At 58.6% G+C, this 17,100-nt stretch carries 14 protein-coding genes; all 14 read left to right on the top strand.

Annotated features, from left to right (window positions below):
• Nucleotides 1-254: 254 nt before the first annotated feature.
• The 14 genes from pheS to ABGT74_RS05605 all read left to right on the top strand — a co-directional run bounded on the left by pheS (nt 255) and on the right by ABGT74_RS05605 (nt 16,979).
• Entirely contained in the window at nt 255-1,274 is a 1,020-nt protein-coding gene (gene pheS / locus ABGT74_RS05670) for a phenylalanine--tRNA ligase subunit alpha (RefSeq protein ID WP_297284247.1), read from the top strand.
• A 223-nt stretch (nt 1,275-1,497) separates the two neighbouring features.
• On the top strand, nt 1,498-3,906 hold the full coding sequence (gene pheT, locus ABGT74_RS05665; protein WP_346704815.1) for a phenylalanine--tRNA ligase subunit beta: 2,409 nt from the start codon (nt 1,498-1,500) through the stop codon (nt 3,904-3,906).
• 76 nt (nt 3,907-3,982) lie between these two features.
• Nucleotides 3,983-4,228, top strand: a complete 246-nt coding sequence (locus ABGT74_RS05660) for an IreB family regulatory phosphoprotein (protein WP_031475480.1) — start codon at nt 3,983-3,985, stop codon at nt 4,226-4,228.
• A gap of 160 nt (nt 4,229-4,388) precedes the next feature.
• A complete protein-coding gene (locus tag ABGT74_RS05655; RefSeq protein ID WP_346704814.1) occupies nt 4,389-6,305 on the top strand; it encodes a YgiQ family radical SAM protein in 1,917 nt (638 codons plus the stop codon).
• 150 nt (nt 6,306-6,455) lie between these two features.
• The gene (locus tag ABGT74_RS05650) at nt 6,456-6,887 is read left to right on the top strand and encodes a MarR family transcriptional regulator (RefSeq protein ID WP_346704813.1); all 432 of its coding nucleotides are present in this window, start codon (nt 6,456-6,458) and stop codon (nt 6,885-6,887) included.
• Nucleotides 6,888-6,946: 59 nt separating this feature from the next.
• Nucleotides 6,947-8,302, top strand: coding sequence for an MATE family efflux transporter (locus ABGT74_RS05645; protein WP_297284289.1), 1,356 nt, complete (start codon nt 6,947-6,949; stop codon nt 8,300-8,302).
• Nucleotides 8,303-8,485: 183 nt separating this feature from the next.
• On the top strand, nt 8,486-9,352 hold the full coding sequence (locus ABGT74_RS05640) for a class I SAM-dependent methyltransferase (protein ID WP_297284288.1): 867 nt from the start codon (nt 8,486-8,488) through the stop codon (nt 9,350-9,352).
• Nucleotides 9,353-9,369: 17 nt separating this feature from the next.
• The gene (locus ABGT74_RS05635; RefSeq protein WP_346704812.1) at nt 9,370-10,218 is read left to right on the top strand and encodes an energy-coupling factor transporter ATPase; all 849 of its coding nucleotides are present in this window, start codon (nt 9,370-9,372) and stop codon (nt 10,216-10,218) included.
• A gap of 44 nt (nt 10,219-10,262) precedes the next feature.
• Complete coding sequence (locus ABGT74_RS05630) at nt 10,263-11,132, top strand: energy-coupling factor transporter ATPase (RefSeq protein ID WP_346704811.1); 870 nt, start codon at nt 10,263-10,265, stop codon at nt 11,130-11,132.
• Nucleotides 11,132-11,935: an energy-coupling factor transporter transmembrane component T gene (locus ABGT74_RS05625; protein ID WP_297284285.1), complete on the top strand. Its 804-nt coding sequence runs from the start codon at nt 11,132-11,134 to the stop codon at nt 11,933-11,935. Before ABGT74_RS05630 ends, ABGT74_RS05625 begins: the two co-directional genes overlap by 1 nt.
• On the top strand, nt 11,932-12,702 hold the full coding sequence (gene truA, locus ABGT74_RS05620; protein WP_346704810.1) for a tRNA pseudouridine(38-40) synthase TruA: 771 nt from the start codon (nt 11,932-11,934) through the stop codon (nt 12,700-12,702). Before ABGT74_RS05625 ends, truA begins: the two co-directional genes overlap by 4 nt.
• Before the next feature lie 74 nt (nt 12,703-12,776).
• Nucleotides 12,777-14,033, top strand: a complete 1,257-nt coding sequence (locus ABGT74_RS05615) for a DUF5711 family protein (protein ID WP_346704809.1) — start codon at nt 12,777-12,779, stop codon at nt 14,031-14,033.
• On the top strand, nt 14,023-14,637 hold the full coding sequence (locus ABGT74_RS05610) for a CvpA family protein (protein WP_346704808.1): 615 nt from the start codon (nt 14,023-14,025) through the stop codon (nt 14,635-14,637). Before ABGT74_RS05615 ends, ABGT74_RS05610 begins: the two co-directional genes overlap by 11 nt.
• Nucleotides 14,638-14,675: 38 nt before the next feature.
• Nucleotides 14,676-16,979: an ATP-dependent Clp protease ATP-binding subunit gene (locus tag ABGT74_RS05605; RefSeq protein ID WP_346704807.1), complete on the top strand. Its 2,304-nt coding sequence runs from the start codon at nt 14,676-14,678 to the stop codon at nt 16,977-16,979.
• Nucleotides 16,980-17,100: the final 121 nt, after the last annotated feature.

The raw sequence follows: 17,100 nt of genomic DNA, 5'->3' as shown, positions 1-17,100 counted from the left end.
AAAACGGCCTTTGGCTGCGAGCCGTTCAAAGAGACCTGACGCGAAGTTCCCCTGCGAGCACCGGCGCTGAACGGCTTTTCCAGTAGGCGCAGGCGAAGTAACGCCCCGTTACCGGCGTTCAATGAGTGCCCGGCCTGTCCGGGAATCAGGGTGGTACCACGGAAGATGTTTGATACGCCTTTCGTCCCTATTTTGCGGGACGAAAGGCTTTTTTTGTTGCGTCCCTGAACGATTTTTCATAAAGGAGAGTCACCATGAAAGAAAAACTGCAAGGCATTTTGCAGGCCGCAAAAGATCAGCTTGCCGCAGCGGGCGATGCTCGCGCACTTGACGAGGCGCGTGTGCGCTTTCTCGGCAAAAAGGGCGAGCTGACCGCGCTCCTCAAGGGCATGAAGGACGTGGCCGCGGAGGAACGTCCGGTCGTCGGCCAGCTCATCAACGATGTGCGCGCCGAGATTGAAACCATCATCGACAAGCAGAAGGAAGCCATCGAGCAGGCCGCGCTGGCGCACAAGCTGGAAGCCGAGACCATCGACGTGACCCTGCCGGGCGAAGAAGTTGTCATCGGCAAAAAGCATCCGCTCAACATCGTGCTGGACGAGCTGAAGGAAATCTTCATCGGTCTGGGCTTCTCGATTGCGGAAGGCCCGGAGGTCGAGCTGGACCACTACAACTTTGAAGCGCTCAACATCCCGAAGGATCATCCTGCGCGCGACACGCAGGACACATTCTACATTTCGGATAACGTCGTGCTGCGCACGCAGACCTCGGGCATGCAGGTGCGCGTCATGGAGCAGAAAAAGCCGCCGATCCGCATCATTGCGCCCGGCCGTGTGTACCGCTCGGACGCGGTCGACGCGACCCACTCTCCGCTGTTCCATCAGATCGAGGGTCTGGTCGTTGATAAGGGCATCCGTATGTCTGACCTCAAGGGCATCCTCGAGTTGTTCGCCAAAAAGCTGTACGGCGAGGACACGGTCGTCCGTTTCCGCCCGCACCACTTCCCGTTCACCGAGCCGAGCGCTGAAATGGACATCCAGTGCTACCGCTGCCACGGTGCGGGCTGCCCGCTGTGCAAGGGCGAGGGCTGGATCGAAATTCTCGGCTGCGGCATGGTACACCCCAAGGTACTCGAAATGAGCGGCATCGACCCGGAGGAGTATTCGGGTTATGCGTTCGGCATCGGTCTGGAGCGCACGGTCATGGGACGCTTTAAGATCGACGATATCCGCCTGTTCTATGAGAACGATGTGCGGTTCCTGGAACAGTTCTAAGAACTTCGTTCGAAACCACGCTTTCGAACGAAAAGCCGCACCGCGCCAATGCGCGGATGCGTCTCACGCTACGAAAAGTTCCGATAATCAAAACTTTTCTCCGCACTTGTGAAAAAACCGTGATACATGCTCCCGGTTTTTTCGGCTGCTTTGCAGCCTTTATAAAATGCGCGCCTGACGGCGCGGTATCCTGAACATTACGATAAAGGAGCGCTAATCCATTATGAAACTGCCGCTTTCCTGGCTTTCGGATTATACCGATATTTCCGGCGTCACGCCCAAGGAGTATGACGCACGGCTTACCATGTCCGGCTCCAAGGTCGAGGAGGTCTACTACCTCGGCGCGGAGATCGAAAACGTCGTGACCGGCAAGGTCCTGTCCGTCGTCGACCATCCGGACTCCGACCATCTCAAAATCTGCCAGCTCGATGTGGGCAAGGAAGAGCCCGTCCAGATCGTCACCGGCGCGCCCAACGTGACGCCCGAATCGGTCGGCGAGATCTGCCCGGTCGCGCTGCACAAGTCCACGCTGCCCGGTGGCGTTAAGATCACCAAGGGCAAGCTGCGCGGCGAAGTCTCCAACGGCATGATGTGCTCGTTCCAGGAGCTGGGGCTGACGCACGGCTGCGTGCCCTACGCCTGCGAGAATGGTATCCTATTCCTGCCCGAAGGCACGCCCGTGGGCGAGGATATCAAAAAAATCCTTGGTCTGGACGACTATGTTGCAGATTTTGAAATCACCTCTAACCGCGCCGACTGCTTCAGCGTCATCGGCCTTGCCCGCGAGACCGCCGCGACCTTCGACCGTCCGTTTTCGGTCAAGGAGCCGGTTGTCAAGGGCTCGGGCGACGACATCAACAAATATATGTCGGTTGAAGTCGTTGATACCGACCTTTGCCCGCGCTACACCGCGCGTCTGGTGAAAAACATCAAGATCGAGCCGTCCCCCGCGTGGATGCGCGAGCGTCTGCACGCCTGCGGTGTGCGCCCGATCAACAACATCGTTGACATCACCAACTATGTCATGCTCGAGTACGGCCAGCCGATGCATGCATTCGACTACTCCTGCCTGTCGGACGGCAAAATCGTCGTGCGTCGCGCGCGCAACGGCGAGTCCATCCAGACCCTTGACGGGCAGGATCACGACCTGACCGACAAAATGCTCGCCATCTGCGACAATGACAAGCCGGTTGCAGTCGCGGGTGTTATGGGCGGCGCAAACTCAGAAATCGAGGACGACACCAAGACGGTCGTTTTCGAGTCTGCCTGCTTCCACGGCGCAACCGTGCGCGTGACAGCCAAGGCGCTCGGCATGCGCACCGAAGCATCCGGCCGCTTTGAAAAGGGACTTGACCCGTCGCTGACCATGCCCGCCGTGCAGCGCGCGTGCGAGCTGGTCGAAATGCTCGGCGCGGGCGAGGTCGTAGACGGCATCATTGACGCATGCGCCGCCGACCTGACCCCCAAGACGCTGCCTTTCGAGCCGGACAAGATGAATGCGCTGCTCGGCCTTGACCTGTCTGCCGACGAGCAGAAGGCGTACCTCGAGCGTCTTGAGTTCCGCGTCGAGGACGACAAGGTTATCATCCCGTCTTTCCGCGTGGACATCGCACGCATGTGCGATCTGGCGGAGGAAGTCGCACGCATGTACGGCTACGACAAGATCCCGACCACACTGTACGCCGGTGAAATGGTGCAGGGTGAATACACACCCAAGCAGATGGCGGAGCAAAATGTCTCCCTGACCTGCCGTGAGGCCGGTTTTGACGAGGCGATGAGCCACTCGTTCATCTCCCCGAAGTTCTATGACATGATCGGCTGGGCGCAGGACGACCCGCGCCGTATCTCCACGACCATTTTGAACCCGCTGGGCGAGGACTTCAGCATCATGCGCACGACCGTGCTGCCCTCCATGCTGCAATCGCTCGCACACAACCACGCACACCGTAACCCGACCGCGTCGCTGTTCGAGCTGGGCACGATCTACACCCCGACCGTCAAGGACGGCAAAGCCGATCCGGATGTGCTGCCGCACGAAGAGAAGGTACTCACCCTCGGCACTTACGGCCGCCTGTCCTTCTTCCAGTTCAAGGGCGTGATCGAAGCGATCTGCCGCGAGCTGAACGTCAAGAACGTGCAGTTCATGCCGGAAAAGAGCAATCCGTCCTATCATCCGGGCCGCTGCGCAAATGTCCTGATCGACGGCCAGCCGGTCGGCGTGTTCGGCACGGTGCATCCGACGGTCGCCGCGCGCTACGGTCTGTCCGGCGAGGTACTCGCCGCCGAGCTGCCGCTGGACGCTCTGTTTGAAGCGATCGACCCGGTCAAGCTCTACCATCCGCTGCCCAAGTTCCCGGCCTCAACCCGCGATATCGCCGTTCTGGTCGATGACGAGGTACCGGCTGCTTCCATGCAGGCCGCGATTGAGAAGGCCGCAGGCCACATTCTGGAAAACGTTAATCTGTTCGACGTATACAAGGGCAAGGGCATCCCGGAGGGCAAGAAGTCGGTGGCCTACTCGCTGAGCATGCGCGCGCCCGACCGCACGCTGACCGACGAGGAATGCGATAAGGCCATGAAGCAGGCGCTGGCAGCGTTGGAAAAAGATTTCGGCGCGGTTTTGCGCGGATAAGGCTTTACTTTTCGGCCGTTTTGTATTATGCTGTTTATAGCAAAAAACCACCGGTAGGATCGGAAAGGAGACAGACATGCTTGACGGCACGAGAAAATTCAGCCTTGTAGATGAGTCCAACAAGGAGATGAAGCGCACGCTGACTGCGGTTTATGACGCGCTAAAGGAGAAAGGGTATAACCCGATCAACCAGATCGTGGGCTATCTCCTCTCTGAGGACCCGACGTACATCACCAACCACAACAACGCACGCAGCCTGATCTGCAAGATCGACCGCGACGAGCTGATGCAGGAGTTGGTACAGTTCTACCTCGACAACTGAGGCTGGGCTTGACAAACGGAGCAGATCCGTTATAATGAGAGTAGAAAAAGGGCAGTCCGGCAAAGACGGTTGACCCTAAGTATCTATCATTTCAAAAAAAATGACCGTACCCGGGGCAAGTGGGCGGTCATTTTTTTATGGTTTTAGCGAAAGGGAAATTATGAACGGTTTTCTCCCAATCAGTAAACAGGATATGGTCGATCGCGGCTGGTACTACTGCGATTTCCTGCTCGTCACGGGCGACGCATATGTCGACCACCCTTCCTTCGGCACCGCGATCATCTCGCGCGTTTTGGAGGACGCGGGCTACAAGGTCGCCATCCTCAGCCAGCCGGATTTCCATGACGAACGCGACTTTGTGGCCATGGGCCGACCGCGCTACGCGGTGCTCATCAATGGCGGCAACATCGACTCGATGGTTGCGCACTACACCGCCGCCAAAAAGCGCCGCTCGGACGACGCCTACACTCCCGGCGGCAAAGCGGGCAAGCGTCCCGACCGCGCAGTGACGGTCTATTCCATGCTTGCGCGGCGCGCGTTTCCGGACACGCCGATTTACCTTGGCGGCATCGAAGCCAGTCTGCGCCGCTTTGCGCATTACGACTACTGGGCTGACCGCGTCATGCCCTCGATCCTCGAATCGACCGGCGCGGACGGGCTGATGTTCGGCATGAGCGAGCACTCAGTCGTCGAACTCGCCAACAACTTAAAGCACGGCAAAAAGGGCGCGGATGCCTGCATCGGCGTCCGCGGCACGGCATACATGGCACACGACGCAAACGGCTTGGAAAACGCAGTCGAATGTCCGTCCTATGAAGATGTGTGCGCCAATAAAGCCGATTACGCCCGCTCGGTCAAGCTGCAATATGACGAGCAGGACGCGGTGCGCGGCAAAGCGCTTTTGCAGCGCCACGGCAAGCGCGTGCTCATCCAAAACCCGCCTGCGAAACCGCTGACCACCGAGGAAATGGATCACGTCTACGCCCTGCCCTATATGCGCACCTATCATCCGTCGTATGAGGCGCTCGGCGGCGTGCCTGCCATTCAGGAAGTGCAGTTCTCTATCATCCACAACCGCGGCTGTTTCGGCGCGTGCAATTTCTGCGCACTTGCCTTCCATCAGGGACGCTATATTCAGGCACGCAGCCACGAAAGCGTCATCGAGGAAGCCAAGCAGATCGTGCAAATGCCCGGCTTCAAGGGGTATATCCACGATGTCGGCGGGCCGACGGCAAACTTTCGCTTCCCGTCCTGCAAGCAACAGGAGGAGCACGGTTTGTGCAAAAACAAGCGCTGCCTGTTCCCCTCTGCGTGCAAAAATCTCGAAGCCGATCACACGGATTACCTCAACCTGCTGCGCGAGCTGCGCCAGATCGAGGGCATCAAAAAGGTTTTCGTGCGTTCCGGTCTGCGCTATGACTACATGATGGCCGACCGCAACGACGCTTTCTTCCGCGAGCTGGTCGAGCATCATATTTCGGGTCAGCTCAAAGTAGCGCCTGAGCATATGAGCGATAACGCTCTGTATTATATGGGCAAACCATCATTTTCTGTATACGAACAGTTCCGTGAGCGGTACGCCCGCATCAACCAGAAACTTGGCCGCAAGCAGTACCTTGTCCCCTATCTGATGAGCTCTCATCCAGGCGCAACGCTGGATGATGCGATCCTGCTGGCGGAGTACCTCAACCGTGTCGGCTATATGCCCGAACAGGTGCAGGACTTCTACCCCACCCCGGGCACACTGTCGACCGCAATGTACTATACCGAGATCGACCCGCGCACGATGAAACCGGTCTATGTCGCCAAAACGCCCGAGGAAAAGGCCATGCAGCGCGCGCTGCTGCAATGGCGCCGACCGGATAAACGACCGATCGTGTTGGCTGCACTCAAAAAAGCCGGCCGCGAGGATCTGATTGGCTTTGGCAAAGAGTGCCTGATCCGTCCTGCGCGCGGCGAAAAGCCGCCTGCGCCGTCCACTCGCGCAGCAAAGTCCGGAAAAAGCGCACGTCCTGTGGCGCACCGCCCCGCCCCTCCAAAGAAAAAAGGCTGGGCCAAGGCCAAGCGCAAGAAGTAACCAACAGTTACACAAAACTGCACAAGTCAGACCGCCCGCTCTGCGGGCGGTCTGCGCGTTCCGACGATTTTCCCATCGTCCTCTTGACATTGCCATAGCCTATGTTAAAATTAGGTAGTAAGCTACTTAAATGAAATGGAGGCGTGCTGTATGTCCAGCTCGCTTTTCCCCGGCGAATATTTCAAAATGATCAACATCCGGTTTATGGCACACGCGGATGCCGCGTTGCGCCCGCTCGGTCTGACCTGCGCGCAGAGTGATGTGCTGCAATTTCTGGCTGACCGCGGTGAGCAGGAAACCACTGTGCAGGACATCGGCCAGCATTTCCGCCTCAAGCACCCGACTGTGATCGGTTTTATCCATCGGCTGGAGCAGAAAGGCTTTGTCACCACCGCGGTTTCGGAGCGCGACCGGCGCTGCCGCATCGTCCGCTTGACGGACAAATTTGACGAAGTACAGCGTGTTATGAACGAAATCCGGGTGTATCTGGATGCACAGGCTGCACGCGGATTTTCCGAAGAGGAAATGGCTGCGCTGCAGAGCTACCTCAAACGGGTCTGTGAAAATCTCAGTGAAAGCTGACATTTTTTTGTTCAATTATGTAGCTACCTATGTTTGTTATTATTACAGGAGGTAATATAATGAGAAATAATAACGATTCTGTATTCCGCGATGCGCCCATCCCAAAGGCAGTTGCGCAGATGGCCGTACCAACTATGCTGAGCATGCTGGTGGTCGTGCTGTACAACATGGTCGACACCTTTTTCGTCGGCCAGACGGGCGACGCCAATCAGGTGGCAGCGGTCTCAGTGGCAACGCCGGTGTTCCTCATTCTAATGGCTTTCGGCAACATGTTCGGCATTGGCGGCTCTTCACTGATCTCCCGCCTGCTGGGCGCAAACGAAGGCGAGCGCGCCAAAAAAGTCAGCGCGTTTTGCTGCTACGGCTCGCTGGTATGGGGTGTCATTATGGTTTTCGTGTTCCTCACCGCGATGCCGTTCATCCTTTCGGTCATCGGTACGAGCGAATACACCATCGACTACGCCCGCGACTATCTGATCTGGATCTCAATCGGCGCACCGTTTATCATTTTTGCCAACGCATTCTGCAACCTGATCCGCGGTGAGGGCGCAGCGACCGCCTCGATGGTCGGCAATATGGTCGGCACGGTGGTCAACATCATCCTCGACCCGATCATGATCCTGTGGCTCGGCTGGGGCGTGAAGGGCGCGGCGATCGCCACAGTCATCGGCAATATCTGCGCCTGCTTCTTCTATCTGTTTTACTTCCTGCGCGGCAAAACCGTGCTGTCCATCCATCCGCGTAACTTTGCCGTGCGCGGCATCATCGGCGGCGTGATCTCGATCGGTCTGCCCGCTTCGCTCAATAACATTCTGATGAGCCTGTCCAACATCCTGCTCAACAAATACCTTGCAGGCTATGGCGACAACGCCGTCGCCGGCATGGGCGTGGCCATGAAAGCCAATATGCTGGTGGTATTCGTCCAGCTCGGCCTTGCTATGGGCGTGCAGCCGCTCATTGGCTTTGCCTACGGTGCAAACAATATCCACCGCGTGCGCGGCGTAGTCAACTTCTCGGCCATCTGCACCACCATCATGGGCGTAATCCTGACCGCCGTCTATTGGTTCACTGCGGATTCCATTATCTCGGTCTTTATCGACGACGCAGCGGTCATCGAAGCGGGCGTACCCATGCTGCGCGCGCTGATGTTCTCCGCTCCTGTGCTGGGCATCATGTTCGTGCTGCAAAACGCCTTGCAGGCGATGGGCCGCGCGGCCGCGGCGCTTGTGCTGGCGGTCAGCCGTCAGGGCTTCATCTTTGTACCCTGTGTCATCATCGCAGGCGCATACCTCGGCATGAATGGCATCATCTTCTCCCAGCCCGCAGCCGACTTGGTTTCTGTCGTGATGAGTATCATCATGTTTATTTACATCACCAAACGCCTGATTCGGCAGCAAGCCCAATCCGCTGCCTGACCTTTCCTCCTCGTTCCGGCGCACACAACGCTTCCGCGGCTTGTGTGCGCCGGTTTTTTGCTGTTTTCGCTAAAAAGCCCTGTTTTGACAAATGTTCTTTTTGATTGCGTGCGCCGTCGTTTGGTGTTAGAATAGAAGCTGATATATTGTGTAAATCTCACACCGGAACGAGGTATGTGTTATATGTGGATCGCGGACAACTGGAAAGAGTACACCGTACTCGACTGCGGCGGCGGCGAAAAGGTCGAGCGCTGGGGCAATCAGGTGCTGGTGCGCCCTGACCCGCAGGCCATCTGGCCGCGTGCGGCAGACTGCCGCGCGTGGGACAAGCCGAACGCCATCTACCACCGCTCGAATGCGGGCGGCGGGCAGTGGGAAATCCGCAAACTGCCCGAGCAGTGGGCCATCCATTACGGCGACCTGACCTTCCAGCTCAAGCCTATGAGCTTCAAGCACACCGGCCTGTTCCCCGAGCAGGCCGCCAACTGGGACTTTATCGACCGCATGGTGCGCGGCGCGGGTCGTCCGGTCAGCGTTTTGAACCTGTTCGCCTATACGGGCGGCGCAACGCTCGCCGCGGCGAATGCGGGCGCGTCGGTCTGCCATGTGGACGCTTCCAAGGGCATGGTGCAGTGGGCGCGCGAAAACGCCGCGTCCTCCGGTCTTGCCGACCGGCCCATCCGCTGGATCGTGGACGACTGCAAGAAGTTTGTTCAGCGCGAGATTCGGCGCGGCCGCAAATACGATGCCATCATCATGGACCCGCCTTCCTACGGGCGCGGCCCATCGGGTGAAACGTGGAAGATCGAACAGGATGTGGCCGACTTTGTCGAACTGACCATGGGTGTTCTGTCGGACAAGCCCCTGTTTGTGCTCATTTCCAGCTACTCGACCGGACTTGCGCCGTCCGTCATGAGCTATCTGCTCGGCATCACAGCGGCAAAGCGTGCTGCGGGCAAAATCGAAGCGCAGGAGCTTGGTCTGCCGGTCGAATCGACCGGGCTGGTACTGCCGTGTGGCTCCTCCGCCCGCTTTATCGCGGAAACGTAATATAAAGGACGAATACTATGTCTGAAATCATCAAAACCGAAAACCTGCAATACGCCTATCCTGTGGAGGAAGGCCAGCTTGCCGTTCCCGTGCTGAAGGGTGTCACCCTGTCGGTGGGGCGCGGCGAGTTCGTCGCGGTGCTGGGGCACAACGGCTCGGGTAAAAGTACGCTCGCGGGCTGTTTCAACGCCATCCGCCTGCCGACCGGCGGCGTATGCTACGTCGATATGATGGACACACGGGATGAAAACAACACCTACGAGGTGCGCAAGACCGTCTCAATGGTGTTCCAGAACCCGGACAATCAGCTGGTCGCGACCGTGGTCGAGGAGGACGTGGCATTCGCGCTCGAGAATATGGGCGTGCCGCCCGCCGAGATCCGCAAGCGCGTCGACGAAGCGCTCAAGGCCGTCGGTATGTATGAATACCGCGCGCAAGCGCCGCACCGTTTATCCGGCGGACAGAAGCAGCGTGTGGCGATCGCAGGCGTGATCGCGATGATGCCGCGCTGTGTCGTGCTCGACGAGCCGACCGCTATGCTCGACCCACAGGGCCGGCGCGAGGTCATGGCAGTGGTGCGCGAGCTGAATCGCAAATTCGGCATCACGGTCATTTTGATCACCCACCATATGGACGAGGCCGTGCAAGCCGGACGCGTCATCGTCATGCATCAAGGCAATGTGCTCATGGACGGCACGCCGCGCGAAATTTTCACGCAGGTGGACACGCTGCGTGCAGCATCTCTGACCGTACCGCAGACCATTGAGGTGCTGTACGACCTTGACCGGCAGGACGGCGAGTCCCTGCCCATCGACGCGCTTTCGGTCGACGAATGCGCGGATATCTTAGAGAAATACTTGCAGTGAGGCCGCGCGCCCACTGATTTTTGACACACAGGAGGACGAATCCTTTGTCAACCATTCTGGAAACACGGGGCCTGACCCATATCTATGGCGCAGGCACCCCTTTTGAGCGCAAAGCGCTCGACCACGTTGACCTGAAAATCGAAAAAGGCGAAATTCTGGGCGTGATCGGCCACACTGGCTCGGGAAAAAGCACGCTCATCCAACACTTTAACGGCCTTTTGAAGCCCGACGAGGGCGAGGTGCTGCTGGATGGTCAATCCATCTGGAACGAAAAGGGCAAATGCGCCCGCGAGACACGTTTCCGTGTCGGTCTGGTGTTCCAGTACCCAGAATACCAGCTGTTTGAGGAAACGATCGCCAAAGATATCGCCTTTGGCCCGACCAATATGGGGCTGTCCCAAACCGAGATCGACGAGCGCGTTTTGGAATCCATGCGCGCGGTCGGACTGGACGAAAGCTTAGCGAACCAGTCCCCATTTGCACTGTCGGGCGGTCAGAAGCGCCGCGTGGCCATTGCAGGCATCCTCGCCATGCGTCCTGAGGTGCTCGTACTCGACGAGCCGACTGCGGGCCTTGACCCGCAGGGCCGAGATGAAATTCTTGCTCTGGTCAAAGACTACCACAAGCAGTCGGGCGCGACCATTTTAATTGTCTCGCACTCGATGGAGGACATCGCCGGACTGGCCGACCGCCTGCTCGTCATGAACCACGCCAAAGTCCTGTTCTGCGATACACCGCGCGCAGTATTCTCGCACGCAAACGAGATCATCGCAGCCGGGCTGGACATTCCCATGATTACGAAAGTCATGCTCGAACTGAAAAAGCGTGGGCATGACGTGGATACTTCGGTCTATACGGTGCAGCAAGCGCTGGATGCGCTGCGCGCCTGCAAAGCGAAAGGGGGCGCGCGCTGATGCTGAAGGACATTACCATCGGTCAGTTTTTCCCCGGCGACAGCGCCGTGCATCGGCTCGACCCCCGCGTCAAAATCGTACTGACGATCGCATTTATCGTGCTGCTGTTCCTTGCAGAAGGGCCGATATCCTATGCGCTGGTGCTCGCCTTTCTGGCTATCATCATCGGCATTTCGCGCATTTCGCCCAAGCTGGTCGTGCGTGGACTTAAGCCAATTCTGTTTATCATCGTGTTTACGGCCGTACTCAACCTGTTCTATACTCCCGGCGAATATATCTGGCAATGGGGCTTTCTGCACATCAGCCGCGAGGGCATCCGCACAGCGATCTTCATGGTTGTGCGCCTGATGCTGCTGATTATCGCGACCTCCATGCTGACCTATACGACCAGTCCCATCCAACTGACCGACGGGCTGGAGCGCCTGCTCTCCCCTTTGAAAAAGCTGCACGCGCCCGTGCATGAGCTTTCCATGATGATGTCGATTGCGCTGCGCTTTATCCCGACGCTCATCGAGGAGACTGAAAAGATCATCTCGGCGCAGAAGGCGCGCGGCGCAGATTTTGAATCCGGCAGTCTGGTACAGCGCGCAAAAGCCATGATCCCGATTCTGGTGCCGCTGTTTATCTCGGCGTTTCGCCGCGCGGACGAACTGGCAACCGCAATGGAATGCCGCCTGTACCGCGGCGATGTGGGCCGCACCCGCATGAAACAGCTTAAAATCGCCCGTGTGGATATCTGCGCGATTTTGATCTGTGCAGCGCTGTTCGCGGCAATCCTTGTACTCAGGCGGTACGGCCTATGAACATTGCAGTAATTCTGTCCTACGACGGGACGGCCTACAACGGCTGGCAGATTCAGAAAAACGGCCCGTCCATTCAGGAATCCATGGAAACGGCGGTTTTCCGCCTGCTCGGCCAGAAGGTGCATGTTTCCGGCGTTGGACGCACGGATTCGGGCGTACATGCACGCCGGTATGTGGCAAACTTCAAGGCAGACTGCACCATCCCAATGGACCGTCTGCCCTATGCGCTCAACAGCTTTTTGCCCGAGGACATTGCGGTTTCGGGTGCGATACAGGTGCCGGAGGACTTTGACGCGCGCTTTGACTGCACCAAAAAGGAATACGCTTACTATATTTTCCCATCCACCCTGCGCAACCCGTTCCACGCGCGATACGCCTACCGCTACAACTATCCGCTCGACATCGAGCGCATGCAGGCAGGCGCACAGCGCTTTGTCGGCAAGCAGGACTTTGCCGCCGTGCGCAGTCAGGGCACGCCGGTCAAAAGCACGGTGCGCACCATTTTCTGGTGCGAGGTCGAGCCGGTGGATGACCGCATCCGCATCCGTGTGTGCGGCGACGGTTTTCTCTATAACATGGTACGCGCGATTGCGGGCACACTGATCTATGTCGGCAGCGGCAAACTGACGCCGGACGACGTGACCGCTATTCTGCGCGCAGGCGACCGCGAGCAGGCCGGTCCGACCCTGCCCGCCTGCGGCCTGTTTATGAACCGGCTATGGTATGAGCATACGCCGGAGCTTGCCCGCTTCCGGCTGGATGCGTAACCGGCTTTCGGATAATTTATTTTTTATTCACATTTTATGCCCCCAAACGCGATACAATGAGGAGACGGAACAACATGAGCGAACAACAGCCCACCAAGTCCAAACAGAATATCATCCGTTTCCCGTCCTCACGGAAGGAGCGCCGCCGTCTGCTGCGCGAAAGCAAAGACCCGCGCGTGCGGCTGACCGCGCTGCTGCGCTCGGTGTGCGGCTGGCTGCTGGTAATCTGCACAGCCCTGTTCCTGCTGTCCAACTACCAACTGTTTACCCCCACCTCCATCCGCAGCCTCGCGGAATATGCCGTGGCGGGTTTTAAACAGCATGAGGGTGATATCACAACCATCAACTATGAAAACGGCACGTTTTCGGATGCTGCGCTGTTTGAAGCAGGTATCGCCTACGCGGATAACGATTCCCTGTTTCTTGCGCGTCCCGGCAGCGTGACCACCATGAAGTACACGCTGGGGTATTCCTCCCCCGTGGTGGAGACCAGCGACGATTATGTGCTGGTCTATGACCGCGGCGGCATGCAGGCGGTGCTGACCAACTCCGCCACAGCGGTGGCAGAGCTGAGCCTGGATTCCGCGATCATCACCGGCAGCATCGGACAGGACGGACGCTTTGTACTTGTAACCGACGAGCAGGGCTACCGCACAGCGGTCGCCGTTTACGACACCTCCGGTAAGGAGGTATTCAAATACCAGTCCTCGGAATACTATATCGTATCGGCCGATCTGTCCCCGGACGGCAAGACGCTCGCCGCGCTTGCGTTCCGGCAGGACGGTGTGGCGCTCAACTCCCATGTACTGTTTTACGATGTGTCCAGCGGCTCGCTGGATGCAGATGTGACGCTGGAGGACACGCTCGGCATGGCGCTGTGCTATTCGGGCAATACGGCTGCGGTGCTGTGCGACGACGGCTTGTATATGATCGACCGCGGCGGCGAAGCCGAGCATACACTGACTGTCGCCTCAAGCGATTTGATCTCGCTGACTGCACACGATAACACGCTGGCAATTGCTACACGCTCCTATTCCGGTGCGCGCAGCGACCTGTATACCGTCCGCAGCGGCACGCTGTCCGGTCCATACGCTCTGTCGGAGGAACCTTCCGCACTGGCGATTTCCGCAGCGGGCACAGCAGTGCTGAGTGCTTCGGGCGTGACTGTTTACGACACGTCCTTTACCCCCCAGTGGCGCAATACCGAGGCGGTCGGTGCGCGGCGCGTACTGATGACTGATGACGGCACCGTATGCGCCCTTTATACCAAAAATGCGCGTCTGTTTACCGCGCATTCCGAACATTCCGAGGAAGTTACCAATGTTAGCTGACGTTTTATCCGTACTCACCGGCCTATGCAACCTGCCCGATCTGATTATTCTGGCGGTTTTATTGGTTAATCTCATTCTGGGTTTCCGGCGCGGCTTTTTCGGCGCACTGACCGGTCTGGTTGGCCGCGTGATCGCGGTCGCCGCCGCCTTTTTCGCCGCGCGCTGGGCGGCACCCTATGTTGCGGAATGGATTGTCACGCCGATTGTCGGCGATATTTTCGAAAAACAGGCAGATGTGAGCGGCGCCGCCGGTGCACTGGACGCGCTGCGCCAGACCGCAACCGAAGCCGCCGTCTCGATGGCCGAAAGCGTGGCTTTCGTGCTGCTTCTCATTTTGTTTTGCATCCTGTTCGGCTGGCTGGTCAGCCTTGCCGCCAAAAGCCTGCACGCGATCGCGCATTTGACTCCATTAGGGTTTCTGGATTCGCTTGCAGGCGGTGCAGTCGGCCTTGTGGCCGGTGTCGTGCTGGTCGCTTTGATCCTGCTGGGCGTCTGGTGGGTCTATCCCATCGCCTATTCCCCGCTCGGCTGGCTTTCCCCCGAACGAGTTTCTCATAGCTTGCTGCTGGCAAAGCTGATCGACGTACTGCCGGTGGCCATCTAACCCCCTGTTTCCCCCACTTCCCCAAAGGAGTTTTTCTTATGAACATGCCAATGTGCTCGCGGTGTAAAAAGAACATCGCGGTGGTGTTTATCACCAAAATCGAAGGCCCGGACAAAACCACGCAGGAGGGGCTGTGCCTCAAATGCGCGCGTGAGCTGGGCGTCAAACCGCTTGACAACATCATGGAACAAATGGGCATCACGGAGGATGATCTCGAAGCCCTTTCCGGCGAAATCGGTTCGCTGTCCGACTTAAACGATCTGGTCACCGCCGGTTCGGACGGCTCGGATGACGATGCGCCGCATGAGACCGACCCGATCTCCAACCCGCCCGCGTCCATCCCACCGCTGTCGCCGTCCACACCGCTGCGCGGCTCGGAAGGTGCGCGCACACGCACGCAGTCGCCTCCGCGTGACGATAAGAAGCGCAAATACCTGAATAATTACTGCGAAAACCTGACGCGCAAGGCCGCCGAGGGCCGCATCGACCACATCGTCGGCCGCGACCGCGAGACCGACCGCGTCATCCAGATCCTGAACCGCCGCCAGAAGAACAACCCCTGTCTGATCGGCGAGCCGGGCGTCGGCAAAACGGCTGTTGCCGAGGGTCTGGCCGTTCGCATCAACGAGGGGCGCATCCCATTCAAGATGCGCAACAAGGAAGTGCATCTGCTCGACCTGACCGCCCTTGTCGCGGGTACGCAGTTCCGCGGCCAGTTTGAGAGCCGCATGAAGGGCCTGATCGACGAAGTCAAAAAACTCGGCAATATCATCCTTGTCATCGACGAGGTGCACAATATCGTCGGCGCAGGCGACTCGGAAGGCTCGATGAACGCCGCAAACATCCTGAAACCTGCGCTTGCCCGCGGCGATATTCAGGTTATCGGCGCAACGACGCTCAAGGAATACCGCAAGCACATCGAAAAGGATGCTGCGCTTGAGCGCCGCTTCCAGCCGGTGTATATCGGTGAGCCGTCCGTCGCGGAGACGACCGAAATTTTGAAGGGCATCCGCTCGTATTACGAGACGTTTCACGGCGTGCAGGTGCCGGACGATATCTGCCGCCGCGCCGCCGAAATGAGCGAACGCTATATTACCGACCGTTTCCTGCCTGACAAGGCGATCGACCTGATCGACGAAGCCTGCTCGCGGCTCAATCTGGATTCGCCGCAGCTGTCTGAAATCCCGGCGCTGCAAATCGAAATGGAAAGCCTGCAAACCCAGCTGGATTTGCTGACCCAGTCGAGCGCGCGCGACGAGCAGGAGGACACCTACGCCCGCATCGCGTCCTGCCGCCAGCGGCTGCTGCAAGTCGAGGGACGGCTGCATGAACTGCTGTGCAAGCCCGCGCCCACGGTCGACGAGCAGCTGCTCGCCTCAGTGATTGAGCTGTGGACTGGTATCCCGGCCGCCAAGGTCGCGGCACAGGAATCTGCACGCCTGAAGGGCATGGAAGACCGCCTGAAAGCCCATGTCATCGGGCAGGACGAAGCCGTGGACGCAGTCTGTGCGTCCATCCGCCGCTCGCGCGCGGGCATCAGCCCCAAGCGCAAGCCCGCGTCCTTCCTCTTTGTCGGCCCGACCGGCGTAGGCAAGACCGAGCTGGTCAAACAGCTTGCTCTCGACCTGTTCGACTCACCGGACGCGCTGGTGCGGCTGGATATGTCGGAGTATATGGAAAAGCACACGGTCTCCCGCCTGATCGGCTCGCCTCCGGGCTATGTTGGCTATGACGAAGCCGGTCAGCTGACCGAAAAAATCCGCCGCCGCCCGTACTCGGTCGTGCTGTTCGATGAAATCGAAAAGGCGCACCCGGATGTACTGAACGCACTGCTGCAAATCCTCGACGACGGTCGCCTGACCGACGCGCAGGGCCGCGTGGTTAGCTTTGAAAACGCTGTCATCGTCATGACCTCGAACGCCGGTTCGCAGACCGGCGGCGCGCCTGCGGGCTTTGGCCGCACGGTCAGCCAGCAGAGCCGTGAGCGCGCGATGAAGGCGCTTGAGGACATCATGCGTCCTGAGTTCTTAAACCGCATCGACGAAATTATCGCCTTCAACCAGCTGACCGAAGCAGACTTCCGCCGCATCTCGGTCATCATGCTGGGCGAGTTGCGCGATAACCTTGCCGACAAGGATATCCGCCTGACGTGGGACGACAGCCTGCTCGACTGGTTGGTCGAAAAGTCGTTCTCGCTCAAGTTCGGCGCGCGCAATCTGCGCCGCCTGATTGAAAAAGAGGTGGAAAACCCGCTGGCGACTGCCATCGTCACGGGCGAACAGCCGCTCAAGGGCGCGCACCTGCGCGCCGAGGACGGCAAGCTCATCATCGACACGATTTAATTCTATGCCGCCGGGCCAAATGTCCGGCGGCAATTTTTTTCTTCTTCTCCGGGAACAATCCCCCGCCTCCGTGCATCCTTAGAGTGTCCGGACAACGAGACGAGGTGATACGATGGAAATG

Origin of the sequence: uncultured Agathobaculum sp., from assembly GCF_963927765.1 — a bacterium.
Taxonomy (GTDB): Bacteria; Bacillota; Clostridia; order Oscillospirales; family Butyricicoccaceae; genus Agathobaculum.
Note: the sequence above shows the minus strand (reverse complement) of the source record. Positions and strands in the feature narration are given on the sequence as shown.

What these genes read in the sequence shown, in the direction of transcription:
- pheS (WP_297284247.1), top strand. Translation starts at nt 255, where the DNA reads ATGAAAGAAAAACTGCAAGGCATTTTGCAGGCCGCAAAAGATCAGCTT.
- pheT (WP_346704815.1), top strand. Translation starts at nt 1,498, where the DNA reads ATGAAACTGCCGCTTTCCTGGCTTTCGGATTATACCGATATTTCCGGC.
- ABGT74_RS05660 (WP_031475480.1), top strand. Translation starts at nt 3,983, where the DNA reads ATGCTTGACGGCACGAGAAAATTCAGCCTTGTAGATGAGTCCAACAAG.
- ABGT74_RS05655 (WP_346704814.1), top strand. Translation starts at nt 4,389, where the DNA reads ATGAACGGTTTTCTCCCAATCAGTAAACAGGATATGGTCGATCGCGGC.
- ABGT74_RS05650 (WP_346704813.1), top strand. Translation starts at nt 6,456, where the DNA reads ATGTCCAGCTCGCTTTTCCCCGGCGAATATTTCAAAATGATCAACATC.
- ABGT74_RS05645 (WP_297284289.1), top strand. Translation starts at nt 6,947, where the DNA reads ATGAGAAATAATAACGATTCTGTATTCCGCGATGCGCCCATCCCAAAG.
- ABGT74_RS05640 (WP_297284288.1), top strand. Translation starts at nt 8,486, where the DNA reads ATGTGGATCGCGGACAACTGGAAAGAGTACACCGTACTCGACTGCGGC.
- ABGT74_RS05635 (WP_346704812.1), top strand. Translation starts at nt 9,370, where the DNA reads ATGTCTGAAATCATCAAAACCGAAAACCTGCAATACGCCTATCCTGTG.
- ABGT74_RS05625 (WP_297284285.1), top strand. Translation starts at nt 11,132, where the DNA reads ATGCTGAAGGACATTACCATCGGTCAGTTTTTCCCCGGCGACAGCGCC.
- truA (WP_346704810.1), top strand. Translation starts at nt 11,932, where the DNA reads ATGAACATTGCAGTAATTCTGTCCTACGACGGGACGGCCTACAACGGC.
- ABGT74_RS05615 (WP_346704809.1), top strand. Translation starts at nt 12,777, where the DNA reads ATGAGCGAACAACAGCCCACCAAGTCCAAACAGAATATCATCCGTTTC.
- ABGT74_RS05610 (WP_346704808.1), top strand. Translation starts at nt 14,023, where the DNA reads ATGTTAGCTGACGTTTTATCCGTACTCACCGGCCTATGCAACCTGCCC.
- ABGT74_RS05605 (WP_346704807.1), top strand. Translation starts at nt 14,676, where the DNA reads ATGAACATGCCAATGTGCTCGCGGTGTAAAAAGAACATCGCGGTGGTG.